The organism is Streptomyces sp. NPDC059718 (genome assembly GCF_042733315.1).
GTDB lineage: Bacteria > Actinomycetota > Actinomycetes > Streptomycetales > Streptomycetaceae > Actinacidiphila.
The window spans coordinates 67,103-93,982 of sequence record NZ_JBHWGA010000015.1 but is presented as its reverse complement, the minus strand read 5'-3'; the positions used below and the strand labels follow the sequence as shown (position 1 = coordinate 93,982).

Below are 26,880 nucleotides of genomic sequence, written 5' to 3'. Positions count from 1 at the left end.
GGGCCCTCAGGGTGCCTCCACGGTCACGGTGAAGGAGAAGCGGTCTCCCCGGTAGCGGATGCGCACCACGTCGACCGTGCGGCCCGTGTCGTCGTAGGTCACCCCCGTGTAGTGCAGGATCGGGCTGAGCAGGGGCACCTGCAGCAGCCGGGCGGTGTCCGGGTCGGCCAGCCGCGCCTCGACGGTGTCGGTGATGCGGCTGATCCGTACCCCGAGGGCGTCCCGGAGCACCTTCGTCATCGGCCAGCGCGCCAGGTCCGCGAGGTCGATCCGGGCGGCCAGCTCCGGCAGGACGAAGTTCTCCGCCCAGTTGGTCGGCTCACCCGACTCGTCGCAGCGCAGCCGGCGGTAGGCGACGGTCTCCGGCAGTCCGGGGAAGTACTCGGCGAACTCCGGCGGCACGGGCGCCGGGCCGTGACCGAGCACGCTGGTGCGGTCCCCGGACTGCTGGGCGACGATCGCGTCGACCGAGCCCAGCAGCCGCACCGGAGCCCCGCGCCGCGCGGCCGGTTCGATGAACGTGCCGCGCCGCCGGTGGCGGCTGATCAGCCCCTCCTCCTCCAGCTCCTTCAGCGCCTGCCGCATCGTGAGCACGCTGACGCCGTAGTGCCCCGCCAGCGCGTCCTCGGTCGGCAGCCGCAGCGGGGCGTCCGGACGACGGCCGAGTATCGAGGCGCGCAGGGACTGCGAGACCTGGTACCACAAGGGGAGTTTGCGGTTCAGGACCAGCGAGTCGGGGGCGAAGGTGCTGCTCGGGCTCGTCGTCATGGCCTGAAGTGTCGCTCAAGCCCCCGCCACACGCCGTCGTAGTCCCGCTGCAGGTGCTCCGCCCCCAGCGCTTCCGGGGTCGCCACCACCGGCCAGCGCGTCTCGAACATGAAGGCCAGCCCGTCGTCCACCTTCTGCGGGACCAGCTCGGCGGCGCTCGCCTTGTCGAAGGTGGCCCGGTCCGGGCCGTGCGCCGACATCATGTTGTGCAGCGACGCCCCGCCGGGGACGAAGCCCTCCGCCTTGGCGTCGTACGCGCCCTCGACGAGCCCCATGAACTCGCTCATCACGTTCCGGTGGAAGTACGGCGGGCGGAAGGTGTCCTCGCCGACCAGCCAGCGCGGCGCGAAGACCACGAAGTCGGCGTTGGCCAGGCCCGGGGTGTCGGAGGGCGAGGTCAGCACGGTGTAGATCGACGGATCGGGGTGGTCGTAGCTGACCGAACCGAGCACGTTGAAGCGCCGCAGGTCGTAGACGTACGGCACCAGGTTGCCGTGCCAGCCGACGACGTCGAGGGGTGAGTGGCCGTACTCGGCGGCCCACAGGTTGCCGCCGAACTTGTTCACCACCTCCACCGGCTCCTCGCGGTCCTCGTACGCCGCCACCGGCGCCATGAAGTCCCGCGCGTTGGCCAGGCCGTTGGCGCCGATCGGGCCGAGGTCGGGCAGCCGGAAGGACTGGCCGTAGTTCTCGCAGACGTAGCCCCGCGCCTCCCCGTCCGGCAGCTCGACGCGGAAGCGCACCCCGCGCGGCACCAGCGCCACGTGGCCCGGCCCGGCGGCCAGGACACCCAGTTCGGTGCGGATCAGCAGCCGACCGCGCTCCGGCACGATCAGCAGCTCGCCGTCGGAGGAGGAGAACACCCGGCTGTCCATCGAGCGGTTGGCCGCGTACCAGTGGATGCCGATGCCCTCGCGGCGCAGCACGTCACCGTTGCCGCCGACGGTGACCAGGCCGTCCACGAAGTCGGCCGGCTCCTGCGGCAGCGGCAGCGGGCTCCAGCGCAGCCGGTTGGGATCGGGCTCGGCCTGCGTGAAGGGCGCGCTGCGCAGCCGTCCGTTGGCGATGCGGCGGAACGGCGGATGGGCCGCCGAGGGGCGGATGCGGTACAGCCACGAGCGGCGGTTGTGATGCCGCGGCTCGGTGAAGGCGGTGCCGCTCAGCTGCTCCGCGTAGAGGCCGAGCGGGGCGCGCTGCGGTGAGTTGCGGCCGACCGGAACCGCTCCGGGGACCGCCTCGCTCATGTGCTCGTTGCCGAAGCCGGGGAGGTAGGCGAGGTCCTCGCCGTCCTGGATCTCTGTGCTGGCGATCTCTGTGCTGGTCACGATTCCTATGGTTGTCCATAGGAATCAACCCCGCAAGGGATCGGCCGGGCCCTGTGGAAAACCGGCATGATGGACCTCGTGCACAGCAGCGGCAACGGTCTCCGGCGCGTACCCGTCCAGCAGCGCAGCGCCGAACGCTTCGCCCGGATCCTCGACGCGGCCGCGGCGATCCTCGACGAGGGCGGCTACGAGGAGCTGAGCACGCGGGACGTGGCCGCCCGCGCGGGCGTGCCGATCGGCTCGGTCTACCGCTTCTTCTCCAACAAGCGCGCCATGGCCGACGCCCTCGCCCGCCGCAACCTCGACAAGTACCTCGCCGGGGTCACCGACCGCCTCGACGCCCTCGGCGCGGCCCCGGGCGAGGCGGCGGCCCCCGGCGACGCACCCCCCGCCGGCGCCGGCGCCGGCGCCGGGGACTGGCGACGGCTGATCGACGTCGTCGTCGACCAGTACGTCGCCATGCGGCGCACCGTGCCCGGCTTCGCCCTCGTCAGCTTCGCCGGCCCGGCTCCCGGTCCCGCCGTGAACGACCTGGCCAACCACCTGGTCGCCGACCGGCTGCGGGCCCTGCTCATCGCCCCGCTCGGCGCCGCCGGCGTGGCCGTGACCGACGACCGGCGACTGCGGACGGCCTTCGTGGTGGGCGTGGAGGCCGCCGACGCCCTGCTCAAGATGGCCTTCCGCGCCGAGCCGCAGGGCGACGCCGCGCTCATCGCCGAGACGAAGGTACTGCTCCGCGCGTACCTCGCCGGCGTTCTGGAGCCATAGCGCCGCGAGTGCTATCCCGACATGCATACCGGTCGGTATGGTGACCGCACACGAGGAAGCGCCCTTGCCCTGGAGGCCCGATGGCCAGCAGTCGTACCGCCCTGCGTATCTGTCCGCTGTGCGAGGCCACGTGCGGACTGACCCTGACCATCGACGCGGACCGGGTCACCGGCGCCCGCGGCGACCGCGACGACGTCTTCAGCGCGGGCTTCATCTGCCCCAAGGGCGCCTGCTTCGGCGAGGTCGACGGCGACCCCGACCGGCTCACCCGCCCGCTCGTACGCCGCGACGGCGCGCTCACCGAGGCCACCTGGGCCGAGGCGTACGCGACCGTCCACGAGGGCTTCGCCCGCATCCGCGAGACCCACGGCACCGCGGCGACCGGCGTCTACCTGGGCAACCCCAACGTGCACACCATCGCCGGCGGCCTCTACCCGCCGATGGTCATCCGTGCCCTCGGCACCCGTGCGCTGTTCTCCGCCAGCACCCTGGACCAGATGCCCAAGCAGGCCGCGTGCGGCCACCTCTACGGGGACGCGCTCGCCGTCCCCGTGCCCGACCTGGACCGCACCGACCACCTGGTCGTCATCGGCGGCAACCCCCTGGTGTCCAACGGCAGCCTCGCCACGGCCGCCGACTTCCCCGGCAAGCTCAAGGCGCTGCGCCGCCGCGGCGGCAGACTCACCGTCATCGACCCCAAGCGCACCCGCACCGCCGAACGCGCCGACCTCCACCTCGCCCCGCGCCCCGGCACCGACGCCGCGCTGCTCTTCGCCGTCGTCCACGTGCTGTTCGAGGAGGGGCTCACCGGCCTCGGCCACCTCGAAGGCCACGTCACCGGCGTCGACGAGGTCCGCGCACTGGCCCGCGACTTCACCCCCGAGGCGGTCGCCCCGTACTGCGACGTCCCCGCCGAGCGCATCCGCACCCTCGCCCGCGACCTGGCCGCCGCCCCCAGCGCTGCCGTGTACGGACGCCTGGGCAGCACCGCCGTACGCTTCGGCACCCTCGCCAGCTGGCTGATCGACGTCCTCAACATCCTGACCGGCAACCTCGACCGCCCCGGCGGCGCGATGTTCCCGCTGCCGGCCACCGCACGCGCCCCGCGCCCGGCCGGCCCCGGCCGCGGCTTCACCACCGGCCGCTGGCGCAGCCGGGTCTCCGGCCACCCGGAGGTCGCCTCCGAACTGCCCGCCGCCGCACTCGCCGAGGAGATCGACACCCCCGGCGACGGGCAACTTCGCGCCCTGGTCACCATCGCCGGCAACCCCGTGCTGTCCGCCCCCGACGGGGCCCGCCTCGACCGGGCCCTGGCGGGGCTGGACTTCATGGTCAGCGTGGACCCGTACCTCAACGAGACCACCCGCCACGCGGACGTCGTCCTGCCGCCGCCCCCGCCCTCCCGCAGCGCCCACTACGACTTCGCGTTCGGCAACTTCTCCGTGCGCAACAACGCCCGCTACAGCCCGCCCGCGATCCCCCTGGAGGACGGCAGGCCCGGAGAGCCGGAGATCCTCGCCCGGCTCGCCCTGCTCCTCGGCGGCTTCGGCCCGGACGCCGACCCCGCGCTCGTCGACGAGCAGGCCGTCACCCACCGCCTGGCCAAGGAGACCGCCGACCCGCACTCCGCGGTCCACGGCCGCGACCCCGCCGAACTGGCCGCCGCGCTCACCGGAGGCACCGGCTACGAGCGGCGGCTCGACATGATGCTGCGGCTCGGTCCGTACGGCGACGGCTTCGGCGCCGACCCCGGCGGCCTCACCCTGCGCGGGCTCCTCGACCGGCCGCACGGCATCGACCTCGGCCCGCTGCGCCCCCGCGTCCCCGAGGTGCTGCGCACCGCCTCCGGCACGATCGAACTGGCGCCCGCGCCGCTCACCGCCGACGTGCCCCGTCTGCTGGCGGCGGTCACCGGCCGGTCCGCGGACGGGCTGGTCCTCATCGGCCGCCGCCACCTGCGCTCCAACAACAGCTGGATGCACAACGTGCCCGCGCTCACCGGCGGGAGCAACCGCTGCACGCTCCAGGTGCACCCCGAGGACGCCACCCGCCTCGGCCTCACCGACGCGGCGCCCGCCCGCATCAAGGGCGACGGCGGCGAGATCGAGGCCCCGGTCGAGGTCACGGACGCGGTGCGGCCCGGAGTGGTGAGCCTGCCGCACGGCTGGGGCCACGACCGCGCGGGCACCCGGCTGACGGTCGCGTCCCGCGAACCGGGGGCCAACCTCAACCAGTTGCTCGACGGCACCCTGCTCGACCCGCTGTCGGGCACGGCCGTCCTCAACGGATTCCCCGTCCAGGTCGCCCCGGCGTGACCCACCGCACGGGGTGCCGCCCTGGAAACAGAAAACTATCGGCGCTAGTTTGGGCGGGCCACGGCAGGTCCGCCCGGGAGGACAAGGGATGAAGCCGCACGACGGGATGTACATCGACGGCGAATGGCGGCCCGCCGCCGGCACGGAGACGATCGACGTCGTCAACCCCGCCGACGAGCAGGTGTTCGCCACCGTGCCCGCGGGCACCGCCGCCGACGTCGACGCGGCGGTCCGCGCCGCCCGGGCCGCGTTCCCCGGCTGGGCCGCCACGCCGCCCGCCGAACGGGCCGCCCGCATCGCCGCGCTGCGCGACACCCTCGCCGCGCGGCGCGACGAGATCGCCGAGACCGTCACCGCCGAACTGGGCGCGCCGCTGCCGTTCAGCCAGGCGGTCCACGCGGGGCTCCCCATCACGGTCACGGGCTCGTACGCCGAACTCGCCGCCAGCCACCCCTTCGAGGAGCGGATCGGCAACTCCACCGTTCTCCACGAGCCCGTCGGCGTGGTCGGCGCGATCACCCCCTGGAACTACCCGCTCCACCAGATCGTCGCCAAGGTCGCCCCCGCGCTCGCCGCCGGCTGCACGGTCGTCCTCAAGCCCGCCGAGGACACCCCGCTGGTCGCCCAGCTCTTCGCCGAGGCCGTCCACGAAGCGGGCGTGCCCGCCGGGGTGTTCAACCTCGTCACCGGTCTCGGCCCGGTCGCCGGACAGGCCCTGGCCGCCCACGAGGACGTCGACCTGGTCTCCTTCACCGGATCCACCGCCGTCGGCCGGCAGATCGCCGCGACCGCGGGCGCCGCCGTCAAGCGCGTCGCCCTGGAACTCGGCGGCAAGTCCGCCAACGTCATCCTGCCGGGCGCGGACCTCGCCAAGGCCGTCAACGTCGGCGTCGCCAACGTCATGTCCAACAGCGGCCAGACGTGCAGCGCCTGGACCCGGATGCTCGTCCACCGGGACCGGTACGAGGAAGCGGTGGCCCTCGCCGTGACGGCCGCCGCCAAGTACGTGCCGGGTGAGCGCATCGGCCCCGTCGTCAACGCCAGGCAGCACGAGCGCGTCCGCGGCTACATCGCCAAGGGCGTCGAGGAGGGCGCCCGCCTCGTCGCCGGCGGCACCGACGCCCCCCGGGCGCGGGGCTACTGGGTCAGCCCCACCGTCTTCGCCGACGTCACCCCGGCGATGACGATCGCCCAGGAGGAGATCTTCGGCCCCGTCCTGTCGATCCTGGCGTACGAGGACGAGGAGGACGCGCTGCGCATCGCCAACGGCACCGTCTACGGCCTCGCCGGGGCGGTCTGGGCGGCCGACGAGGCGGCGGCCGTCGCCTTCGCCCGGCGCATGGACACCGGCCAGGTCGACATCAACGGCGGCCGCTTCAACCCGCTGGCCCCGTTCGGCGGGTACAAGCAGTCAGGCGTCGGGCGCGAGCTCGGCCCGCACGGCCTCACCGAATACCTCCAGACCAAGTCCCTCCAGTTCTGAGCGCAGGAGAAAACACCGTGGTCCGCGCCGCCGTACTGCCCGCCGTCAACGCGCCCCTGACCCTCGCCGAGATCGACCTGCCCGAACCCGGGCCGGGCCAGGTACGGGTCAGGCTCGCCGCGGCCGGGGTGTGCCACTCCGACCTGTCCCTGTCCAACGGGACGCTGCGGCAGCCCGTGCCCGCCGTCCTCGGGCACGAGGGCGCCGGCACGGTCGTCTCCGTGGGCGAGGGCGTCACGGGCGTGACCCCGGGCGACCGCGTCATCCTCAACTGGGCGCCCTCCTGCGGCGCCTGCCACTACTGCGGGCTCCGCGAGCCCTGGCTCTGCGCCGCCGCGGGCGCGGCGGCGGGCGTGCCCTACGCCAAGCTCGTGGGCGGCGGGGACGAGCTCTACCCGGGGCTCGGGACGGCCGCGTTCGCCGAGGAGACCGTGGTCCCGGCGGCCGCGGTGCTGCCCCTCCCGGACGGGGTGCCGCTCACGGAGGCCGCGCTCCTCGGGTGCGCCGTGCTCACCGGGTACGGGGCGGTCCACCACAGCGCCCAGGTGCGCCCCGGGGAGTCCGTCGCCGTCTTCGGCGTCGGGGGCGTCGGCCTCGCCGTCCTCCAGGCCGCCCGCATCGCGGGGGCGGGCGCCGTCGTGGCCGTCGACGTCTCCCCGGAGAAGGAGGCCCTGGCGCGGGCCGCGGGCGCCACGGAGTTCCTCCTCGCGGGGGAGGACGTCGCGAAGCGCATCCGCGCGCTGACCGGCGGGCACGGGGCGGACGTCGCCATCGAGTGCGTGGGGCGCGGCGAGACGATCCGCGCCGCGTGGTCCTCGACGCGGCGCGGCGGGCGCACGACGGTGGTGGGCATCGGCGGGAAGGGGGACCTGGTCTCCTTCTCCGCGCTGGAGCTCTTCCACTTCGGGCGCACGCTGTCCGGGTGCGTGTACGGGAACAGCGACCCGGCGCGGGACCTGCCCGTCCTGGCCGAGCACGTGCGGGCGGGGCGGCTCGACCTGTCGGCGATGGTCACGGAGCGGATCGGGCTGGAGGGGATTGCGGGGGCGTTCTCGGCGATGCTCGCGGGGAGGGGCGGGCGGGCGCTGGTCGTTTTCTGACCGGTCCGTCGCCGTCTGCGGGTCGTTTGCGCCTGCGGCGGGCGGTATCCCCGCCCGCCCGCCCGATTGCCCGGCGCGGTCAGTGACCGCCTCGCGCGGTCGTTGTGGGGTCGGTGTCGCGCCGGGGCACGCCCCCAGCCTTCGGCCGGGGGGACCCCCACCTCGGCGCTCGCGGCGCTGGTCTACGTCATGCGGCGCCGCGCGCACCGCTCGTCGCCTGCGGGGGCACCCCGCCACACCCCCTCCTGCCGTGTGGGCGGCTGACGGCCGGATGGGGTCAGAGAGCGGTCCGGGGTTGCCGCAGGTGCCCTACTGACCCCCCACCGGCCGTCATGCGCCCACACAACGAGAGGGGGTGTGGCGGGGTGCGCCCGGAAGCGACGAGCGGCGAACGCGGTGCCGAATACTGCAGGGGTAAACCGCGAGCGCTGAGGACGTGCGCCGGCGCGGCACCGACCCCAACCCAACGGTGCGAAGGTCCGTACTGACCGCGCCGGGCAATCGGGAGGGTGGGCGGGGGAGAAACCCCAACCGCAACCACAACGGCGCCGCACCCGCACATGGACGCCCCAACCGTGTCAAGCCACGAAATGCAGGGGCGTGACCGGGAGGGGGCCGGCGCCGCCTACTGGAGGGAGTCCAGATACGCGGGCCGCACAGGCGGCCCCGGCCCGAGGGGAACTCCCATGCCGCACAAGATTTTGACCCGCCGCTTCTTCGCACTCGCCGCCGCCTCCGCCGTCGTGACGGGGGGCGCGCTGCTGCCCACGACCGCGTTCGCCGATGATTCCGGGTCGTACTCGACGCTCCTGTACACCGACGACATGAGCCAGGACGGTTCCGGCGGCTGGATCGGGACCGACGGCTGGGACCCGGGCCGCGGTGACCACGACGGGGACGGCTACGGCGGCGGCGTGGACACCGACGACGACTGGCGCACGCACCCCGTCTGCTTCGCCGCCCCCTGCGAGCTGTGAGGCCTACCGGGTCTCGGGGGCCGGCGCCCGGCCGAGCGCAGCGAACTGCACCGCGAGGCCGTCGACGAGGGCGCGCAGGCCCGTCTCGAAGGCGCCCTCGTCCACCTGCTGCTGCCGTTCCGCGAGCAGGTGGGCCTGCCCGAGGTGCGGGTAGTCCGCCGGGTCGTACGCCGACGGGTCGTCGACGAACCCCCGCGCGAAGGACCCCAGTGCCGAGCCCGCCACGAAGTACCGCATGAGCGCGCCCACGCGGGTGGCGTGGGCCGGGGGCCAGCCGGCGGCGGTCATGCCGCCGAAGACCGCGTCGGCCATGCGCAGGCCCGCCGGACGGCGGCCCGGGCCCTGCGCGAGGAACGGGACGATCTGGGGGTGGGCCGCGAGCGCGGCGCGGTAGGAGCGGGCCCAGGCGAGCAGGGCGTCGCGCCAGTCGCGGCCGTCGTCGAACATGGAGAGGTCGACCTCGCCGACGACCGCGTCGGCGACCGCGTCAAGGATCCCGTCCTTGGTCGTGAAGTGGTTGTAGAGGCTCGGCCCGCTGACGCCGAGCTCCGCCGCGAGACGGCGCGTGGAGACGGCCTGCAGTCCCTCGCCGTCCACGAGCGCGAGAGCCGTGGCGACGATGCGTTCGCGGCTGAGCAGGGGCTTGCGGGGGCGGGCCATGCGGCACATAGTAGAGGCTGCCGCCAGGAAACTAGCAGTGATAATTTAAAGCCGAACCGAGGTGCGCCGTGAATCTTGAGCTGTCCGAGGAGCAGGCCGCGGTCCGCGCGCTGGCCGCCGAGTTCGCCGAGCGCGAGATCGTGCCGCACGCGGCCGCGTGGGACCGGGCGGAGAGCGTGGACCGGGGCATCGTCAAGAAGCTGGGTGCCGTGGGCTTCCTCGGACTGACCATCCCGGAGGAGTACGGCGGCTCGGGCGGCGACCACCTGGCGTACTGCCTGGTCACCGAGGAGCTGGGGCGCGGTGACTCGTCCGTGCGCGGGATCGTCTCCGTCTCGCTCGGGCTCGTGGCGAAGTCCGTCGCGCACTGGGGCACGGAGGAGCAGAAGCGGGCCTGGCTGCCCCGGCTGGCCTCCGGCGAGGCGGTGGGCTGCTTCGGGCTGACCGAGCCCGGCACCGGCTCGGACGCCGGCGGTCTGACCACGCGGGCCCGGCGCGAGGGCGGCGACTACGTGATCAACGGCGCCAAGATGTTCATCACGAACGGCACCTGGGCGGACGTGGTCCTGCTCTTCGCGCGCACCAACGACCTCCCCGGCCACAAGGGCGTCAGCGCCTTCCTCGTGCCCACCGGCACCCCCGGCCTCGCCCGGCACGAGGTGCACGGGAAGCTGGGGCTGCGCGGCCAGGCCACGGCGGAGCTGGTGCTGGAGGACGTGCGCGTGCCTGCCTCGGCGATGCTCGGGCCCGAGGGGAAGGGCTTCTCGGTGGCGATGTCCGCCCTGGCCAAGGGCCGCATGTCGGTCGCCGCCGGGTGCGTGGGCATCGCGCAGGCGGCGCTGGACGCGGCCGTGGGTTACGCCAAGGACCGCGTGCAGTTCGGCAAGCCGATCGCCGCGCACCAGCTGGTGCAGGAGCTGCTCGCGGACATCGCCCTGGACGTGGACGCGGCCCGGCTGCTGACCTGGCGGGTCGCCGACCTCATCGACCGGGGCCGGCCCTTCGCGGCGGAGTCGTCCAAGGCGAAGCTCTTCGCGAGCGAGGCGGCGGTGCGCTGCGCCAACAACGCGCTGCAGGTCTTCGGCGGCTACGGCTACATCGACGAGTACCCCGTGGGCAAGCTGCTGCGGGACGCCCGCGTGATGACCCTCTACGAGGGCACGAGCCAGATCCAGAAGCTGCTGATCGGCCGGGAGCTGACGGGGATCGCGGCCTTCTGACGGGGCCGGCCGGCGCCGACCGACCGCTCGGCATCTAAGCGCTTGCTCAGCGTCCATGTAGGGTGTCCGCCATGGACGTGGAGGCGGAGCAGTCGGAGCGGACCGAGGCGTGGACCGGCATCACCCCTGATGCCGCCAGGCGGCTGGTGATCGCCGCGGTCGAGGCGTTCGCGGAGCGCGGCTACCACGCGACGACCACGCGCGACATCGCGGGCCGGGCCGGCATGAGCCCCGCGGCGCTCTACATCCACTACAAGACCAAGGAAGAGCTGCTCTACCAGATCAGCGTGGTCGGGCACCGGCTCTCCCTCGGGCTGCTCCAGGACGCCGCGAACGGCGGGGGCGGCCCCGCCGAACGGCTGGCCACGGCCGTGCGCTCCTTCGTCCGCTGGCACGCGGAGCACCACACCACGGGCCGTGTCGTGCAGTACGAGCTCGGCGCGCTCGGCCCCGAGCACTACACCGAGGTGGTGGAACTGCGCCGGGAGAGCGAGGCCGCGGTCCGCTCGGTCATCCACGACGGCGTGCAGGCCGGGGACTTCGACGTGCCGGACGTCTCCGGGACCACCGTCGCGCTGCTGTCGCTCTGCATCGACGTGGCCCGCTGGTTCAACCCCGGCGGGCGCCGGACGCCGGACGGGATCGGCGCGCTGTACGCCGATCTCGCCCTGCGCATGGTCGGGTACGCGCCCCGTCAGAGGTAGAAGCGGACGACCGTCTCGGCCACGCACACTGGCTTGTCGCCGCCCTCCCGCTCCACGGTGATCGCCACGACGAGCTGGGCGCCGCCGGGCACCTCGCTCACCTCGGCGATCCGGCCGCCGGCCCGCAGCCGTGAGCCGACCGGCACGGGGGAGGGGAAACGGACCTTGTTCACGCCGTAGTTGACGCCCATCTTCACGCCCTCGACCCGCAGCAGCTCCGGGGTGAGGGACGGGATCAGCGACAGGGTCAGGTAGCCGTGCGCGATGGTGGTGCCGAAGGGGCCCTCGGCCGCCTTCTGCGGATCCACGTGGATCCACTGGTGGTCCCCGGTGGCGTCGGCGAACAGGTCGATCCGCTTCTGGTCGACCTCCAGCCAGCCGGTCGTCCCGAGGTCCTCCCCGATGGCGTCCTTCAGTTCGCCGACCGAGGTGAAGATCCTGGGCTGTCCCATGTCATGCCTCCCGTACTGTCCAAGCGCTTGCTCAGCATGGTCTCCGCGGAGGATCCGTGTCAACGCCCCGCACCCGGCGCGTACCGAGGGCCGTTCATCCGGTTTGTGACTATCTTTCATCTCCGTATGCCCCTGTTCGCGCCGGTGGAGGAGACGGAAGTGGCCGAGGCCCCCACGGAGACCAGCCCGTCCGACTGGCGCACGGTGGAGGTCCGGAGCGGCGGCGGCACCCCCTCCCCGGCGGCCGTCCGCACCGTCGTGCTGCGCCCCGCGACCTGGCCCCAGACCTGGCTCGCCCTCGCCGCCTACTGGCTCGCCAGCCGGGTGGTCATGCTGGCCCTGCTGCGCAGCGGGCAGGGCGACATCGCCCGCGAGGTGCACTTCCTCTACCGCCACTGGAGCGAGGGCTTCGCGCACGGGACCTTCCCCGTGGGCGACGTGACCTGGCAGTACCCGCCCGGCGCCGCGCTGGTGATGCTCGCCCCGGCGCTGCTGCCCGGGCTCAGCTACTTCCAGGGCTTCGTCCTGCTGTCGCTCGCCGCCGACGCCGTCGTCCTGCTCCTCCTGCTGCGGGCCGGGACCGGCCGGCCAGGACGCAGCACGGCCGGTGCGTGGCTGTGGGCGCTCGCCCTGCCGCTGCTGATGCAGCTGCCCTACGCCCGGTACGACCTGATGGTCACCGTCGTCGCCGTCGGCGCGCTGCTCGCGCTGCCCGCGCGGCCGCGGCTCGGCGGCGCGCTCGCCGGGCTCGCCGCCCTGATCAAGCTCTGGCCCGTGCTGACCGTGCTCGGCACCCCGCGCGGCCGGACCACCCGGCAGGCCTGGACGGCGCTCGCGCTGTCCGCGGGCGGGCTGCTGCTGGTGCTGTGCACCGCGTTCCGCGGCGCCCTCGGCTTCCTGTCCGCGCAGCACCACCGCGGGGTCGAGATCGAGTCCCTCGGCGGCACCTTCCTGCACGTCGCCGAGATGTTCGGCTGGCCGGGGCGCGTGGTCGCGCACTACGGGTCGCTGGAGTTCACCGGCCCGTACGTCGCCGAGATCACCACCGCCTCCCTGCTGCTCACCGGGACCGCCCTGGTGTGGCTGCTGATGTGGCGCGTGAGGGCGGCCCGTTGGACCCCGGCCACGCCGTACGACGCGGCGCTGACCGCCGTGCTCCTGTTCACCGTCACCAGCCGGGTCATCAGCCCCCAGTACCTGGTCTGGCTGATCGGCCTCGGCGCGGTCTGCCTCACCATGCGGCAGACCACCCAGCGGCCGGTCGCCGCGCTGGTGCTGCTCGCCACCGCCGTCACCACGGTCGACTACCCGCTGTTCTTCGCGGACGTCACCGCCGCCACCTGGCAGGGCGCCGCCATCGTCGCCGTCCGCAACGCGCTGCTGGTCGCCGCCGCGCTCGTCTCCTGCGTCCGGCTGTGGCGCACGAGCGTTCCGCACCGCAAGCGGCTCGCCGAGCTCCCGTAGAGTCGGGACGTGGCGAGGATCCCGGGCGAGCACCGCGAACTGACCGTCGGCCAGCTGAGCGGTCGCAGCGGGGCCGCCGTCTCCGCGCTGCACTACTACGAGGCCCAGGGCCTGATCCGCAGCCGCCGCACAGCCGGCAACCAGCGCCGGTACACCCGCGACACCCTGCGCCGCGTCGCCTTCATCCGGGCCTCCCAGCGGGTCGGCATGCCGCTCGCCGCGATCCGCGAGGCGCTGGACGGCCTGCCCGAGGGCCGCACCCCGGACCGGGCCGACTGGGCCCGGCTCTCCGCGGGCTGGCGGGCCGAACTCGACGCCCGCATCGACCGGCTCACCGCGCTCCGCGACAGCCTCGACGACTGCATCGGCTGCGGCTGCCTCTCCCTGGACCGCTGCGCCCTGTCCAACCCCGGCGACACGCTCGGCGACCAGGGGCCGGGCGCGTGGCGGCTGCTCGGTACGGAGCCGCCGCGCCCCGCCCCCGCTACCAGATCGGGGGCCTGCGGCCGGCCCACGGACGGGCCGCCTCCAGCTGCGCCGACAGCGAGATGAGCGTCGCCTCGTCCCCGTAACGGCCGCCGAACATCACCCCGATCGGCAGCCCCTCCTCCGTCCAGTGCAGCGGCACGTTGACGGCCGGCTGGCCGGTGGCGTTGAAGATCGGGGTGAACGGCGTGTAGGCGGCCAGCCCCGCGAACTCCGCGGCCGGGTCGTCGTCGTCCCGCAGGCCCGCGCTCCCGACGAACGCCGGGGGCTGCGCCAGCGTCGGGGTCAGCACCAGGTCGTACGAGGACAGCAGCGCGTCAGCGATCAGCTGCCCCAGCGCCCGGAACGCGTACAGCGACCCCGCGAAGTCCGGGCCGCTCACCTTGCCGCCCTCGGCACGCAGGTGCCGCGTGAGCGGCATCAGCAGCTCCTCCTGCTCCGGCGCCACCGGGTAGACGGTGGCCATCACGCCCCACACCCGGGTGAACGCGTGCAGGAGCGCGTCGTCGACGGGCAGCTCGATCTCGTCCACCTGGTGGCCGAGCCCGCGCAGCAGCTCCGCGGTCCCCTCGTACGCGGCACGGCAGTCCGGGTGCAGTTCGACCCCGGGCACGGGGGGCTGCGGCAGTCCCACCACGCGCAGCGTTCCCGGCTCACGTGTGACGTACGAGGAGAAGGACTCACCGGGCGGCAACGACGGCGCGCCGTACGGGTCGCCCGGCATCGGGCCCGCCAGGACGTCGAGCAGGGCCGCCGCGTCCGCGACCGTACGGGCTATCGGGCCGCTGCCGCTCAGACCGCTCACGTCGTGCTGCACCGGGCCCGCGCTCACCCTTCCGCGGCTGGGCTTGATGCCGAACAGGCCGCAGACGGAGGAGGGGATGCGGATCGAGCCGCCGCCGTCGCTGCCCTGCGCGACCGGCGCCAGCCCCGCGGCGACCGCGGCCGCCGCGCCGCCGCTGGAGCCGCCGGCGGACCGCTCCAGGTCCCACGGGGTGCGGGCGGGCGGGGCGAGCCGGTTCTCCGTGTAGCAGGGCAGCCCGAACTCCGGGGTGTTGGTCTTGCCCAGCAGGACCGTCCCGGCCGCGCGCAGCTTGGCGGCGACGTGGTCGTCGACGTCCGGCACGTGGTCGGCGTACGCCTGTGAGCCGAGGGTGCAGCGCACGCCGGCCACGAAGTTGAGGTCCTTGACCGGGACCGGGACGCCGTGCAGCGGCGACAGGTGCCGCCGACGGTCCTCGCGGCGGGCCGCGAGCGCCTCCGACTCGGCGTCGGCGGCCTGCTTGCGGGCGATCTCCGGGGTCACGGTGATGAACGCCCCGAGGGTGTCGTTGTGCCGCTCGACGCGGTCCAGATAGTGCTCGGCGAGTTCCGTCGGGGAGACCTCCCCGGCCTTGATCGCCTTCCCCTGCTCCAGCGCCGTCAGATCGTGCAGCTCCGCCATGTGCCGGTCCCGTCCCGTCGCGCGAGGGTGTGCGTTGCCTGGGGTGGCATCGTCGCACCACGGCGGCGGGGTGTCAGTACCGCGGGGTGCGGTGCGCTCTGTGGGGCCCGGTTGTCGTGTGCGGCTTGTTTGCGCCTGCGGCGGGCGGTTTCCCCGCCTCCCGCCCGATTGCCCGGCGCGGTCAGTGCGGGTCTCGCACCGTGTGCCTGGGTCGGGGCCGCGCCGGCGCACGTCCTCAGCGCTCGCGGTTTATCCCTACATCGTTCGGCGCCGGGTCCGCCGCTCGTCGCTTCCGGGCGCACCCCGCCACACCCCCTCCCGTTGTGTGGGCGCATGACGGCCGGTGGGGGGTGAGTGGGGCACTTGCGGCGACCCCGGACCGCTCTCCGACCCCGTCCGGCCGTCAGCCGCCTATACGACTGGAGGGGGTGTGGCGGGGTGCCCCCATGGGGGTCCCCCCGGCCGAAGGCTGGGGGAGACGAGCGGTGCGTGCGGTGCCGAATGATGTGGAGCAGCGCCGCGAGCGCCGAGGTGGGGGTCCCCCCGGCCGAAGGCTGGGGGCGTACCCCGGCGCGGCACCGACCCACAACGAACGCGCGAGGCGGTCACTGACCGCGCCGGGCAATCGGGCGGGCGGCGGGGGATGCCCGCCGCAGGCGCAAACAACCTGCGCACAACAACCGGGCCCAACAGAACGCACCCCGGGCCGCAACCGGGGCGCGCCGCAGGCTCACCCCGTGGGGGCGAGCGCACCGCGCGCCTCCGCGAGCGCGGCCTCGCAGAGGACCGGGACCGGGACCACGATCCCGCACCGCCCGCACACGGGCCCCGCCCCGGGGTAGTGGTTGAGCCCGCTCCGCCACCGCAGGTGCGACTCGCCGCAGACCGGGCACCCCGTACCGGGCCCCGCGTCGATCGCCGCGATGATGCGCCGCAGTACGTCGGCCAGCCGGTCGTCGGGGTGGACGCGGGGGTCCTCGCACCAGGCGACCCCGTTGCCGCCCCAGGTGCGCCGGTGCCAGTCGTCGAGCGCGCCGGGCTGCCGGATGCCGTAGAACTTCTCCTCCTTGCGGCGGGCCGCGAACTCCCCCTCGTAGGTGAGCCAGACCGCCCGCGCCTCCTCCAGTTCCGCGAGGGCCGTGACGAGCCGGACCGGGTCCGGCTCGCGGTCGTCGGGCGCGATCCCCGCACCGGCGCACAGGTGGTCCCAGGTCGCGCGGTGCCCGTACGGCGCGAAGCGCTCGAGGCACCTGCGCAGGTAGGTGCGGCGCTGGGTGGGGGAGCGCCGGGGATCGCGCACCTGTCTGGCGAGGCTCCGGAATCCGGCCATGGTGTGTGCCACCTCCGTCGTCGGTGTCGCATCGCTGTCGAATGGACGTAACGGACGGCGTTCCGGATCCATCCCCGCGGCGGCGAGTTCCAGCCGGGATGGCGTAGCTGAAACGTGACGCATGTTCACCTTACTGGGGGGTCATATTTCGAAGTAACCTGCGTCACACCGCGCTTCGTGAGGAGTGGTCATGCGAGCCAGATTTGGCAGGTTCAGGACAAAAATCAGAACGACCGCCGCGGCGGCGGTCCTCGCCCTGGGCGCGAGCCTCGTCGCGCCGCTGCCCATGGCGGCGCAGGCCGCCCCCGTCACCGACTACTGCCAGGGGCGGTGCTCGGACATCCTGCCGCCGGGTGAGAACGGCAACGCCACCCTCGCCCAGATCCTGCTCAACCAGATCTTCGGCACCCAGCCGGAGCACGCGGAGGACCAGCTCGGGCCGTACGCGAACCTGGCCGGCGGGTACCAGAACCTCACCGACGCCACGATCAACAACTTCTTCAACGACGCCTCCTTCGGTGTCCCGTCCGGGCAGGTCGCCTCGACGACCTCGCCCCGCAGCGACGTGACGATCACCCGGGACAAGAAAACCGGGGTGCCGCACATCTCCGGCACGACCCGGTACGGGACCGAGTTCGGGGCCGGGTACGCCGCGGCGCAGGACCGGCTCTGGCTGATGGACCTGTTCCGGCACGTGGGACGCGGCCAGTTGACCTCCTTCGCCGGCGGCGCCCCCGCGAACCAGGGGCTGGAGCAGGAGTTCTGGCGCGCCGCGCCGTACACCGAGGAGGACCTGCAGGCCCAGATCGACTGGATCGCCACGCAGAACGGGGAGCGCGGCCGGCAGGCGCTGGCCGACGTCAACGCCTACGTCGACGGGATCAACGCCTACATCGCGGCCTCCGACAGCGGCCGCTACTTCCCCGGTGAGTACGTGCTGACCGGCCACAAGGACGCCATCACCAACGCCGGCACCATCGAGCGGTTCAAGTCCACCGACCTGATCGCCCTGGCGTCCGTGATCGGCGCGCTGTTCGGCACCGGAGGCGGTGGCGAGGTGACCAACGCCCTGTCCCTGCTGGCCGCCCAGCAGAAGTACGGGGTCACCGAGGGCACCAGGGTCTGGGAGTCCTTCCGCGAGCGCAACGACCCCGAGGCGGCCCTGACCGTGCACGACGGCCGGAGCTTCCCGTACGCCGTCCGGCCGGAGGACCCGCAGGGGAGGGCGCTGCCCGACACCGGGAGCGTGACGGTGGAGCCGCTGGTCTACGACCGCACCGGCAGCGCGGGCACCGCGAAGGCGTCCGCGGCCTCGAAGAGCGCCACGACCACGGCCCTGTCCGCGAACACCCGGGGCATGTCCAACGCGCTGCTGGTCAGCGGCGCGCACACCGCCAGCGGTCACCCGATCGCCGTCTTCGGCCCGCAGACCGGCTACTTCGCGCCGCAGCTGCTGATGCTCCAGGAGATCCAGGGCCCCGGCATCAGCGCCCGCGGCGCCTCCTTCGCGGGGCTGAGCATGTACGTGGAGCTGGGCCGTGGCCAGGACTACGCGTGGAGCGCGACCACCTCGGCCCAGGACATCACCGACACCTACACGGTGGAGCTCTGCCAGGACGACGTCCACTACCTCTACCGCGGGACCTGCACGGCCATGGAGAAGCTGGAGCGCAGCAACTCCTGGAAGCCCACGACCGCCGACGGCACCGCGGCAGGTTCCTACCGGATGCAGATCTACCGCACCGAGTACGGCCCGGTGACGCACCGCGCCACGATCGGCGGCAAGAAGGTCGCCTACGTGTCGCTGCGCAGCTCCTACATGCACGAGGCCGACTCGGTCGTCGGCTTCCAGATGCTCAACGACCCGGCCGCCGTCACCGACGCGGCCTCCTTCCAGCAGGCCGTCCAGCACATCAACTACACCTTCAACTGGTTCTACGCCGACTCCCGGCAGGCGGCCTACTTCAACAGCGGTGCCAACCCGGTGCGGGCCGCGGACGTCGACCCGACCTTCCCGGTCCGGGCCGAGCCCGCCTACGAATGGCGCGGTTTCGACCCCGCCCACAACACCGCCGACTACACGCCCGCCTCGGAGCACCCGCAGTCCGTCGGCCAGGACTACTACGTGTCCTGGAACAACCGGCAGGCCAAGGACTACGACGCGGCCGGGTTCGGCAACGGCTCGGTGCACCGCGGCAACCTCCTGGACGACCGGGTGAAGAAACTGGTCGCAGCGGGCGGAGTCACCCGGGCCCAGCTGACCAGGGCGATGGCCGACGCGGCCCTGACCGACCTGCGCGGCGAGGACGTGCTGCCCGACCTGCTCAAGGTGCTGCGCAGCGGCACGGTCTCCGACCCCGCGGTGTCCGCGGCCGTCACCAAGCTCTCCGACTGGGTGGCCGCCGGCGCCAAGCGCCGGGAGACCTCGCCGGGTTCGCACGCCTACGCCAACGCCGACGCGGTGCGGATCATGGACGCGTGGTGGCCGCTGCTGGTCCAGGCCGAGTTCGAACCGGGCCTGGGCAGCGAGCTGTACGCGGCGCTGACCGCCAACCTCACCGTCGACGAGGCGCCCTCGGCCGGGCACGGCCCGACCGGGTCGCACGCCGGCAGCTCCTACCAGTACGGCTGGTGGTCCTATGTCGACAAGGACATACGGACGGTGCTCGGCGAACCCGTGCAGGGCGGCCTGGCGCGCACGTACTGCGGCGGCGGCGACCTCGCGGCCTGCCGGGACGTGCTGACCGGCACCCTCAAGCAGGCCGCCGCCAGGACCGCCGCCCAGGTGTACCCGGGTGACGAGAACTGCTCGGCCGGCGACCAGTGGTGCGCCGACACGGTCATCCACCGCACCCTCGGCGGCATCAAGCACGGCAAGATCAGCTGGCAGAACCGCCCGACCTACCAGCAGGTCGTGGAGTTCCCCGCCCACCGCTGACCCGTCGTGCACGGCCCGCGCGGGCCGGCGCCCGGCCCACGGCCTCAGGCCAGGAGCCGGCCCGCGCGCAACACGATCCGCGCCAGCTCGGGGTGGCAGATGTCGCTGTGCGCCCCTGAGGGCGGACCCCCCTGGCGCACCACGGCCGAGGCGTCCACGCTCACGCACCCGGCCCGGGGGAACGCCCCGCGCAGCGCCTCGGCCAGCGGCACGTCCATGGTGCCGTCGACCGCCTTGATGCCGTCGTGGCCCGTCGCGCCCCAGCGGTCGCCGAGGTCGGGCCCGAACCCCCGGTCGTCACCCGCCAGCCGGGAGGCGATCGGGTACATCGTGCCGAGCGCCGTGTCGTGCCGGGAGTAGCAGGACACCACCGGGCCCGACACCTTGAGCCGGGCGGTGCTTAACGCGCCGCCGTGCGCCCCGTCGTGGGGGAGCCGGGACGCGAACGCGTAGTGCGAGAAGGCGCCCTGGAGCAGGGTCACCGACTTCACGGCGCGCACCCCGTCGGGCAGTCCGCGCAGCGCGTAGGAGACCAGCCGGCCGCCGAAGCTGTGGCCGACCAGGTGGACGGAGAGCGAGGGGTGCGCCCGCGCGAGCCGGCCCAGGAGGGGGCCGAGTCCCCGCTCGCCCACCGTCCCGGCCCGCCGCTTCATCGCGTAGTACGTCGCCTGGCGCAGCATCTCCTTGGCGCCGTTCCACAGCCGCGTCCAGCCGCCGCCCGCCAGCGGCAGCCCGGTGCCGCCCTCCAGGGCCGCCGCGTACTCCTCGCAGGCGGCCACGGGGTCGCCGCACAGGACGGCCGGTTCGGCCCCCGGCGCCGCGTCGGAGGTGTCGTCCGCGCACAGCCCCGCCACGGCCTGCGGCGGCACCCCGGTCAGCCGCCGCACCAGGGCGGCGAACTCCGCGAACGGCTCCTCGCCGTCGGGGCGCTCCTCCAGCAGTTCGGCGATCCGGCGGATCTCGTCCTCGTGGCCGGGGAAGACCGCCACGAGCGCGTCACGGGTGGCCGCGTCGAGCGCCGGCTCGGGCCGCCGCGGCTCCGGGCCGGGCAGGAGGGCGTCGTAGTCGGGGATCGGCTCGTCGGAGAAGCGCATGGAGGGCCACAGCACGCCCACGTAGCCGACGGCCGTGCCGGGCCGGGCGCGGCCGGCGAGCAGTCCGGGGACGGGGGCGAGGAAACGGTCGTAGAGGCTGGTCGCGCCGGAGCGGTCGCTGTTCCAGCCGTGCGAGAAGACCAGGAGGTCGGTGACGCCCTTCGCGCCGACGCCCGCGGTGAGCCGGTCGCGCTGCGCCCGGTCGGGATCGCCGTCCGCGTCGAAGGTCATCTCCCAGTACGGCTCGACACTCATTTCCGGCATGACCGCCCCCCTGGCTCGCCCGGACCGATGCGGTCGCATCATCCCAATCCGGCGAGGATGCGGCCATACACCGCGCGGGGGGAATTCCGGCACCTGTGCGGCGCGCCCTTCCCAAGGTGTGACCGACCGCTTAGTATGCCGACCGGAGCCGTTCCGAGTCGAAGGAGACGCGATGGAAGCGCTGCGCGATGCCCGGGTGGTGGTCACCGGTGCCGGAGGCGGGATCGGGGCGGCGCTGGCCCGGAGATTCGCGGCGCAGGGCGCGCGCGTCGTCGTCAACGACCTGAACGAGGGCGCCGCCAAGACCGTCGCGGACGAGATCGGCGGCATCTGCGTCCCCGGCGACGCCTCGGCGGTCGTCGAGCCGGCCCGCGCGGCGCTCGGCGGCGGCATCGACGTGTTCTGCGCCAACGCCGGCATCGGCGCCATGGCCGGGGCCGAGGCCGACGACGCCGTCTGGGAACGGGTCTGGGACGTCAACGTCATGGCGCACGTGCGCGCCGCCCGCGCGCTGCTCCCGGAATGGCTGGAGCGCGGCGAGGGCCGCTTCATCGCCACCGTCTCCGCCGCCGGGCTGCTGACGATGGTCGGCGACGCCCCCTACTCGGTCACCAAGCACGGCGCCCTCGCCTTCGCCGAGTGGCTCGCCGTCACCTACCGCCACCGGGGCGTGCGCGTCCACGCCGTCTGCCCGCAGGGCGTGCGCACCGACATGCTGCGCGCGGCGGGGCACGCCGGCGACCTCGTGCTCGCCCCCACCGCCATCGAGCCGGAGGACGTCGCCGAGGCCGTGTTCCAGGGCATCGCCGACGAGCGCTTCCTGATCCTGCCGCACCCCGAGGCGGGCGCCTACTACACCGCCCGCGCCGGGGACACCGACCGCTGGATCGACGGCATGAACCGGATGCAGCGGAAGCTGGAGGAGGGGCGCGACGCGTGAGCCCGTACGACGGCAAGCCCTGGCTGCGGCACTTCGCCGAGGAACTGCACACCCTCCCCGACCCGCCGGTCACCCTGCTGCACGCGTTCCGCGAGGTCGTCGCCCGCGTCCCCGGCCGCACCGCGCTCGCGTACTTCGACGGCCGGCTGACCTACCGCGCGCTCGACGAGCTGTCCGACGGGCTCGCCCGCCACCTGGCCGCCCGCGGCTTCGCGCGCGGCGACCGGCTGGCGGTCGTCCTGCAGAACGTGCCGCAGTTCGCGGTCGCCCTGCTCGGCGCCTGGAAGGCCGGCGGTACGGTCGTGCCCGTCAACCCCATGTACAAGGAGCGCGAACTCGCCCACGTACTGGAGGACGCCGGGGTGACCGCCCTGGTCTGCTCCGACCGTGCCTGGGACACGCACATCCGCCGGACCGCGGCCGGTTCACCGGTGCGGATCCCGCTGACGACCAGTGAACTCGACCTGCAGACCCGGAACGACGCGCGCGTCCTGCCGGAGCGGCGCACACCGGCGGACGACGCGGAGGACCTGCTCGCCGCCGCCCACGCGGGCACCGCAGTCCCGGCGCTGCCCGACCCCGGCCTGACCGCCGGCGACATCGCGCTGATCAGCTACACCTCGGGCACCAGCGGCGTCCCCAAGGGCGCGATGAACACCCACGGCAACATCAGCTACAACGCCGACCGGCAGCGCGCGCACAGCGTCCTGCCCGACGGCGCCACGCTCTTCGCGCTCGCCCCGCTGTTCCACATCACCGGCATGGTCTGCCAGCTGGCCGCCGGCCTCGCCGCGGGCTCCACCGTGGCGCTGGCCCACCGCTTCGAGCCGGGCGTCGTCCTCGACGCGTTGCGCGAGCACCGTCCGGCGTACATGGTCGGCCCCTCCACCGCCTACATGGCGCTCATGGCCCGGCCCGACGCCACCGCCGAGGACTTCTCCTCCTTCCACCTGCTCTATTCCGGCGGTGCCCCTGTGCCGCCCGCGCTGGTCACCGCCTTCCGCGACCGCTTCGGCCACTACCTGCGCAACGGATACGGCCTCACCGAGTGCACCGCGCCCTGCGCCAGCGTCCCGGCCGGTCTGGAGGCCCCGGTCGACCCGGTCTCCGGGACGCTCTCGGTCGGCGTCCCCGGCCCCGGCACGCTGGTGCGCATCGTGGACGACAAGGGCGCCGACGTGCCCTTCGGCGAGCACGGCGAGATCGCCGTCCGCGGGCCCATGGTCGTGCCCGGCTACTGGAACCGGCCCGAGGCCTCGCGGGAGGCCCTGCCCGGCGGCGAGCTGCGCACCGGCGACATCGGCTTCATGGACGAGGAGGGCTGGCTCTACGTCGTCGACCGCAAGAAGGACATGATCAACGCGTCCGGCTTCAAGGTGTGGCCGCGCGAGGTCGAGGACGTCCTGTACACGCACCCCGCCGTGCGCGAGGCGGCCGTGGTCGGGGTCCCCGACGCCTACCGGGGCGAGTCGGTGAAGGCCTTCGTCAGCCTCCGGCCGGGGGCCGCGGCGGACCCGGCCGAGCTGATCGGGTACTGCAGGGAGCACCTCGCGGCGTACAAGTACCCCCGCGAGATCGAGGTCCTGCCCGAGCTGCCCAAGACGTCGAGCGGCAAGATCCTCCGCAGGGAGCTGCGCGCACGGCGGGATTGAGTCACATACCGGTCGGTATGCTGTCCGGGCGCACCGGTACGGAGAGAGGGCAGGCCATGGCACGGAGCACCACCCCACCCAAGGCGACCACGACCGCGGTCCCCCAGCGGCTGCTCGCCGAGGCCACCCGCCTCTTCGCCGAGCGCGGATACGACCGGACGTCGGTGCAGGAGATCGTCGAGGCGGCCGGCGTCACCAAGGGCGCGCTCTACCACTACTTCGGCAGCAAGGACGACCTCCTGCACGAGATCTACGGGCGCGTACTGCGGCTGCAGATGCAGCGCCTGGAGGCGATCGCCGGCAAGGAGACGGCGCCGGTGGCGGAACGCCTGGTCGAGGCCGCCGCCGACGTCGTCGTCACCAGCATCGGCAACCTCGACGACACCAAGATCTTCTTCCGGTCGATGCACCAGCTCAGCCCGGAGAAGCAGAAGGCGGTGCGGGCCGACCGTCGCCGCTACCACGAGAAGTTCCGCGCACTGGTCGAGGAGGGGCAGCGCGAGGGCGTGTTCCGGCAGGAGGTCCGGCCGGATCTCGTCGTCGACTTCTTCTTCGGCGCCGTGCACCACCTCGGCACCTGGTACCGGGAGGACGGGCCGCTCTCCGCCGACCAGGTCGCCGCCGACTTCGCAGACATGCTGCTGCACTCCGTGCGGCAGCCCTGAACCGAACCGGGAGCAGACCGCATGAAGGCATGGCGAGTGCACGAGAACGGGGAGCCGCGCGCGGCGATGCGCCTGGACGAGGTCCCCGACCCGCAGCCGGGCCCCGGTGAACTGCTCCTGAAGGTCCGCGCGGCCAACGTCAACTTCCCCGACGCGCTGCTCTGCCGCGGGCACTACCAGGTGCGACCGCCGCTGCCGTTCACCCCGGGTGTCGAGTTCTGCGGTGAGGTCGTCGCGGTCGGCCACGGGGTCACCGGGCATGTCGCGGGCGACCGGGTCATCGGCCCGGCGGCGCTGCCCGGCGGTGCCTTCGCCGAACTCGCCCTCGCCCCCGCCGCGAGCGTGCTGCCCGCGCCCCCCGCGCTGGACGACGCCGAGGCCGCCGCCCTCCACATCGGCTACCAGACCGGCTGGTTCGGGCTGCACCGGCGGGCGGGGCTCCGGGCCGGCGAGACCCTGCTCGTGCACGCCGCGGCGGGCGGTGTCGGCAGCGCCGCCGTCCAGCTCGGCAAGGCGGCGGGCGCCACGGTGATCGGCGTGGTCGGCGGGCCCGAGAAGGCCAAGGCCGCCCGCGAACTGGGCGCCGACGTCGTGGTGGACCGGACCAGCGAGGACTTCGTGGCCGTCGTCAAGGAGGCCACCGGCGGACGCGGCGCCGACGTCGTGTACGACCCGGTGGGCGGCGAGGCCTACACCCGGTCCACCAAGTGCATCGCCTTCGAGGGCCGCATCCTGGTCGTGGGCTTCACCAGCGGCACGATCCCCAGCCCCGGCCTGAACCACGCCCTGGTCAAGAACTACTCCATCGTCGGCCTGCACTGGGGCCTGTACAACACCCACGACCCCGCCGCCGTGCGCGGCTGCCACGAGGAGCTCACCCGTCTCGCCGCCGAGGGCGCGATCAAGCCCCTCGTCAGCGAGCGCGTCGCCCTGGAGGGCGCCGCCGACGCCGTCCAGCGGGTCGCCGACGGCACGACGACCGGCCGCGTGGTGGTCCTGCCCGGCTGATCGCGCACCGCGCGGAGCTGGAGCGCGCCGGGCAAGCCCCGGCCCGGATGGCCGCGGTGGAGGGCCGGCGACTCCACCGCGCTGCCACCGGCGTCCGGATCCGGGTCCGCAGGCCCCTCGCCCGCGGACCCGCCCCCGCGGACCCGCCCCCGCGGAGCGCCGTGGCCGGGTGCCGCCGCGGCAGCCGTGCTGCCGCTCGCCGAAGCGGTCACCGAGGGGCGCGCCCAGGGGTTCGGCACGCGACATCCCGTGCATACGGCCGATCCCGCTCTCCCCGTCATGCGTGCGGCGCCGGCGACTGGCGGGCCAGCCATCGGGAGCGGGTCCGCGCCTCCCCGGTCACACGACGCGCGTCGGCGCGTGGACGGACCGAGAGGGGGGATCAGCCCCGAGGGTGCGCCGCCCGCGCGCCGGGAGGCGGCCGCGACGCCGGTTGCGCGGAATCCGCACCGCGCGGGCAACCGATGCCGGGCACCGCGAAGGGACCACCTTGGCGACGCCCGCTGACCGGAGGCGCCCCGCCCGCGTACCGGCCGCGTACGGGGGCGGCTCCCCCGGGGGCAGGAGCCCGGGGGAGCCGCCGTCGTCCGTGCCGCGTCAGGCGTTCTCGGCGTACCGCCTCAGTTCACGGCGCGCCAGGGAGCGCTTGTGGACCTCGTCGGGGCCGTCGGCCAGCCGCAGGGTGCGGGCGGCCGCGTACAGCTCCGCCAGCGGGAAGTCCTGGCTGACGCCGCCCGCGCCGTGCAGCTGGATGGCGCGGTCGAGGATCAGCCCGACCTTCTGCGGGGTGGCGATCTTGATGGCCTGGATCTCGGTGTGGGCACCCCGGTTGCCGACGGTGTCCATCAGCCAGGCGGTCTTGAGCACCAGCAGCCGCAACTGCTCGATCTCCACCCGGGCCTCGGCGATCCACTCCTGGACGACCCCCTGCGCCGCCAGCGGCCTGCCGAAGGCGACACGCCCCGTGGCACGCCGGCACATCAGCTCCACCGCCCGCTCGGCCATGCCGATCAGCCGCATGCAGTGGTGGATGCGGCCCGGGCCCAGCCGCGCCTGGGCGATGGCGAAGCCGCCGCCCTCCTCGCCGATCAGGTTCTCCGCGGGGACGCGCACGTCGTGGAAGACGACCTCCGCGTGGCCGCCGTGGTCGCCGTCGTCGTAGCCGAACACCCGCATGCCGCGGCGCACTTCGAGGCCGGGGGTGTCGCGCGGCACCAGGACCATGCTCTGCTGGCGGTGCCGGTCCGCGGCCGGGTCGGTCTTGCCCATGACGATGAAGATCTGGCACCGCGGGTTCATCGCGCCGGAGATGTACCACTTGCGGCCGTTGATGACGTACTCGTCACCGACCCGCTCGATCCGCGTCTCGATGTTGGTCGCGTCGGAGGAGGCGACGCCGGGCTCGGTCATCGCGAAGGCCGAGCGGATCTCGCCCGCGAGCAGCGGCTCCAGCCAGGCCTTGCGCTGCTCCTCGCTGCCGAACTCGCTGAGCACCTCCATGTTGCCGGTGTCCGGCGCGGCGCAGTTGAGGGCCGGCGGGGCGAGGTGCGGGCTGCGGCCGGTGATCTCGGCCAGCGGCGCGTACTGGAGGTTGGTGAGGCCGGCGCCGCGCTCGCCGGGGAGGAAGAGGTTCCACAGCCCTCGCTCGCGCGCCGCGGCCTTCAGCTCCTCCACGACCGGCGGCGCCGACCACACGGCCTCGCCCTCGGCCTCCTCGCGCTGCCGGTGGAAGACCGGTTCCGCCGGGTACACGTGCTCGTCCATGAACGCGAGCAGCCGCTCGCGCAGTTCCCCGGTCCTGGCGTCGTACGCGAAATCCATGG

Annotated in this window: 22 protein-coding genes; 14 read left to right on the top strand and 8 right to left on the bottom strand. The window is 73.9% G+C overall.

The annotated features are described in order from the left end of the window. Positions 1-6 precede the first annotated feature (6 nt). Both ACFV3E_RS18855 and hmgA read right to left on the bottom strand, forming a co-directional pair. Positions 7-768 carry a GntR family transcriptional regulator gene (locus tag ACFV3E_RS18855; protein ID WP_500535633.1) on the bottom strand — a complete coding sequence of 254 codons (762 nt, stop codon included), beginning with the start codon at positions 766-768 and terminating at the stop codon, positions 7-9. Next, on the bottom strand, positions 765-2,093 hold the full coding sequence (gene hmgA / locus ACFV3E_RS18850) for a homogentisate 1,2-dioxygenase (protein WP_500535632.1): 1,329 nt from the start codon (positions 2,091-2,093) through the stop codon (positions 765-767). The genes ACFV3E_RS18855 and hmgA overlap by 4 nt, the downstream gene beginning before the upstream one ends. 66 nt (positions 2,094-2,159) lie before the next feature. Here hmgA and ACFV3E_RS18845 point away from each other — a divergent pair, with 66 nt between their 5' ends. From ACFV3E_RS18845 to ACFV3E_RS18825, 5 genes are all read left to right on the top strand, one after another. After that, positions 2,160-2,861: a TetR/AcrR family transcriptional regulator gene (locus ACFV3E_RS18845; protein WP_500535631.1), complete on the top strand. Its 702-nt coding sequence runs from the start codon at positions 2,160-2,162 to the stop codon at positions 2,859-2,861. An 80-nt stretch (positions 2,862-2,941) separates the two neighbouring features. After that, on the top strand, positions 2,942-5,176 hold the full coding sequence (locus ACFV3E_RS18840) for a molybdopterin oxidoreductase family protein (protein WP_500535630.1): 2,235 nt from the start codon (positions 2,942-2,944) through the stop codon (positions 5,174-5,176). An 88-nt stretch (positions 5,177-5,264) separates the two neighbouring features. Continuing rightward, positions 5,265-6,659 (top strand): aldehyde dehydrogenase family protein, encoded by a 1,395-nt coding sequence (locus ACFV3E_RS18835; protein ID WP_500535629.1) that lies wholly within the window; start codon positions 5,265-5,267, stop codon positions 6,657-6,659. A gap of 17 nt (positions 6,660-6,676) precedes the next feature. Continuing rightward, complete coding sequence (locus ACFV3E_RS18830; protein WP_500535628.1) at positions 6,677-7,759, top strand: zinc-binding dehydrogenase; 1,083 nt, start codon at positions 6,677-6,679, stop codon at positions 7,757-7,759. Between the two features lie 686 nt (positions 7,760-8,445). Next, on the top strand, positions 8,446-8,736 hold the full coding sequence (locus ACFV3E_RS18825; RefSeq protein WP_500535627.1) for a hypothetical protein: 291 nt from the start codon (positions 8,446-8,448) through the stop codon (positions 8,734-8,736). Positions 8,737-8,739: 3 nt separating this feature from the next. Here ACFV3E_RS18825 and ACFV3E_RS18820 read toward each other — a convergent pair whose 3' ends face one another. Further along, on the bottom strand, positions 8,740-9,396 hold the full coding sequence (locus ACFV3E_RS18820; protein WP_500535626.1) for a TetR/AcrR family transcriptional regulator: 657 nt from the start codon (positions 9,394-9,396) through the stop codon (positions 8,740-8,742). Between the two features lie 68 nt (positions 9,397-9,464). Here ACFV3E_RS18820 and ACFV3E_RS18815 point away from each other — a divergent pair, with 68 nt between their 5' ends. Then, a complete protein-coding gene (locus ACFV3E_RS18815) occupies positions 9,465-10,616 on the top strand; it encodes an acyl-CoA dehydrogenase family protein (protein WP_500370373.1) in 1,152 nt (383 codons plus the stop codon). A gap of 71 nt (positions 10,617-10,687) precedes the next feature. Beyond that, positions 10,688-11,320 (top strand): TetR/AcrR family transcriptional regulator, encoded by a 633-nt coding sequence (locus ACFV3E_RS18810; RefSeq protein WP_500535625.1) that lies wholly within the window; start codon positions 10,688-10,690, stop codon positions 11,318-11,320. Here the strand turns inward: ACFV3E_RS18810 and ACFV3E_RS18805 are convergent. Beyond that, positions 11,311-11,772 (bottom strand): MaoC family dehydratase, encoded by a 462-nt coding sequence (locus ACFV3E_RS18805; RefSeq protein ID WP_499511013.1) that lies wholly within the window; start codon positions 11,770-11,772, stop codon positions 11,311-11,313. The genes ACFV3E_RS18810 and ACFV3E_RS18805 overlap by 10 nt on opposite strands. A 126-nt stretch (positions 11,773-11,898) precedes the next feature. Here ACFV3E_RS18805 and ACFV3E_RS18800 point away from each other — a divergent pair, with 126 nt between their 5' ends. Both ACFV3E_RS18800 and soxR read left to right on the top strand, forming a co-directional pair. Continuing rightward, positions 11,899-13,236 (top strand): glycosyltransferase 87 family protein, encoded by a 1,338-nt coding sequence (locus tag ACFV3E_RS18800; RefSeq protein ID WP_500535624.1) that lies wholly within the window; start codon positions 11,899-11,901, stop codon positions 13,234-13,236. 9 nt (positions 13,237-13,245) lie between these two features. Next, entirely contained in the window at positions 13,246-13,788 is a 543-nt protein-coding gene (gene soxR, locus ACFV3E_RS18795) for a redox-sensitive transcriptional activator SoxR (protein WP_500535623.1), read from the top strand. Here soxR and ACFV3E_RS18790 read toward each other — a convergent pair. Next, positions 13,721-15,166, bottom strand: coding sequence for an amidase (locus ACFV3E_RS18790; protein WP_500535622.1), 1,446 nt, complete (start codon positions 15,164-15,166; stop codon positions 13,721-13,723). The genes soxR and ACFV3E_RS18790 overlap by 68 nt on opposite strands. 730 nt (positions 15,167-15,896) lie before the next feature. Beyond that, positions 15,897-16,496 carry a hypothetical protein gene (locus tag ACFV3E_RS18785; RefSeq protein ID WP_500535621.1) on the bottom strand — a complete coding sequence of 200 codons (600 nt, stop codon included), beginning with the start codon at positions 16,494-16,496 and terminating at the stop codon, positions 15,897-15,899. A gap of 286 nt (positions 16,497-16,782) precedes the next feature. On the opposite strand from ACFV3E_RS18785, the gene ACFV3E_RS18780 reads away from it, so the two are divergent. Next, positions 16,783-19,434: a penicillin acylase family protein gene (locus ACFV3E_RS18780; protein ID WP_500535693.1), complete on the top strand. Its 2,652-nt coding sequence runs from the start codon at positions 16,783-16,785 to the stop codon at positions 19,432-19,434. 44 nt (positions 19,435-19,478) lie between these two features. On the opposite strand, the gene ACFV3E_RS18775 is transcribed toward ACFV3E_RS18780, so the two are convergent. Then, complete coding sequence (locus ACFV3E_RS18775) at positions 19,479-20,783, bottom strand: lipase family protein (RefSeq protein WP_500535692.1); 1,305 nt, start codon at positions 20,781-20,783, stop codon at positions 19,479-19,481. Between the two features lie 181 nt (positions 20,784-20,964). On the opposite strand from ACFV3E_RS18775, the gene ACFV3E_RS18770 reads away from it, so the two are divergent. The 4 genes from ACFV3E_RS18770 to ACFV3E_RS18755 are packed head-to-tail and all read left to right on the top strand — an operon-like array spanning position 20,965 to position 25,057. Further along, a complete protein-coding gene (locus ACFV3E_RS18770) occupies positions 20,965-21,732 on the top strand; it encodes an SDR family oxidoreductase (protein ID WP_500535620.1) in 768 nt (255 codons plus the stop codon). Then, on the top strand, positions 21,729-23,384 hold the full coding sequence (locus ACFV3E_RS18765; RefSeq protein WP_500535619.1) for a long-chain-fatty-acid--CoA ligase: 1,656 nt from the start codon (positions 21,729-21,731) through the stop codon (positions 23,382-23,384). Before ACFV3E_RS18770 ends, ACFV3E_RS18765 begins: the two co-directional genes overlap by 4 nt. A gap of 56 nt (positions 23,385-23,440) precedes the next feature. Continuing rightward, positions 23,441-24,049 (top strand): TetR/AcrR family transcriptional regulator, encoded by a 609-nt coding sequence (locus tag ACFV3E_RS18760; protein ID WP_499511005.1) that lies wholly within the window; start codon positions 23,441-23,443, stop codon positions 24,047-24,049. A 21-nt stretch (positions 24,050-24,070) separates the two neighbouring features. Then, positions 24,071-25,057 (top strand): NADPH:quinone oxidoreductase family protein, encoded by a 987-nt coding sequence (locus tag ACFV3E_RS18755; protein ID WP_500535618.1) that lies wholly within the window; start codon positions 24,071-24,073, stop codon positions 25,055-25,057. A 597-nt stretch (positions 25,058-25,654) separates the two neighbouring features. Here ACFV3E_RS18755 and ACFV3E_RS18750 read toward each other — a convergent pair. Beyond that, on the bottom strand, positions 25,655-26,878 hold the full coding sequence (locus ACFV3E_RS18750; protein ID WP_500535617.1) for an acyl-CoA dehydrogenase family protein: 1,224 nt from the start codon (positions 26,876-26,878) through the stop codon (positions 25,655-25,657). Positions 26,879-26,880 lie beyond the last annotated feature (2 nt).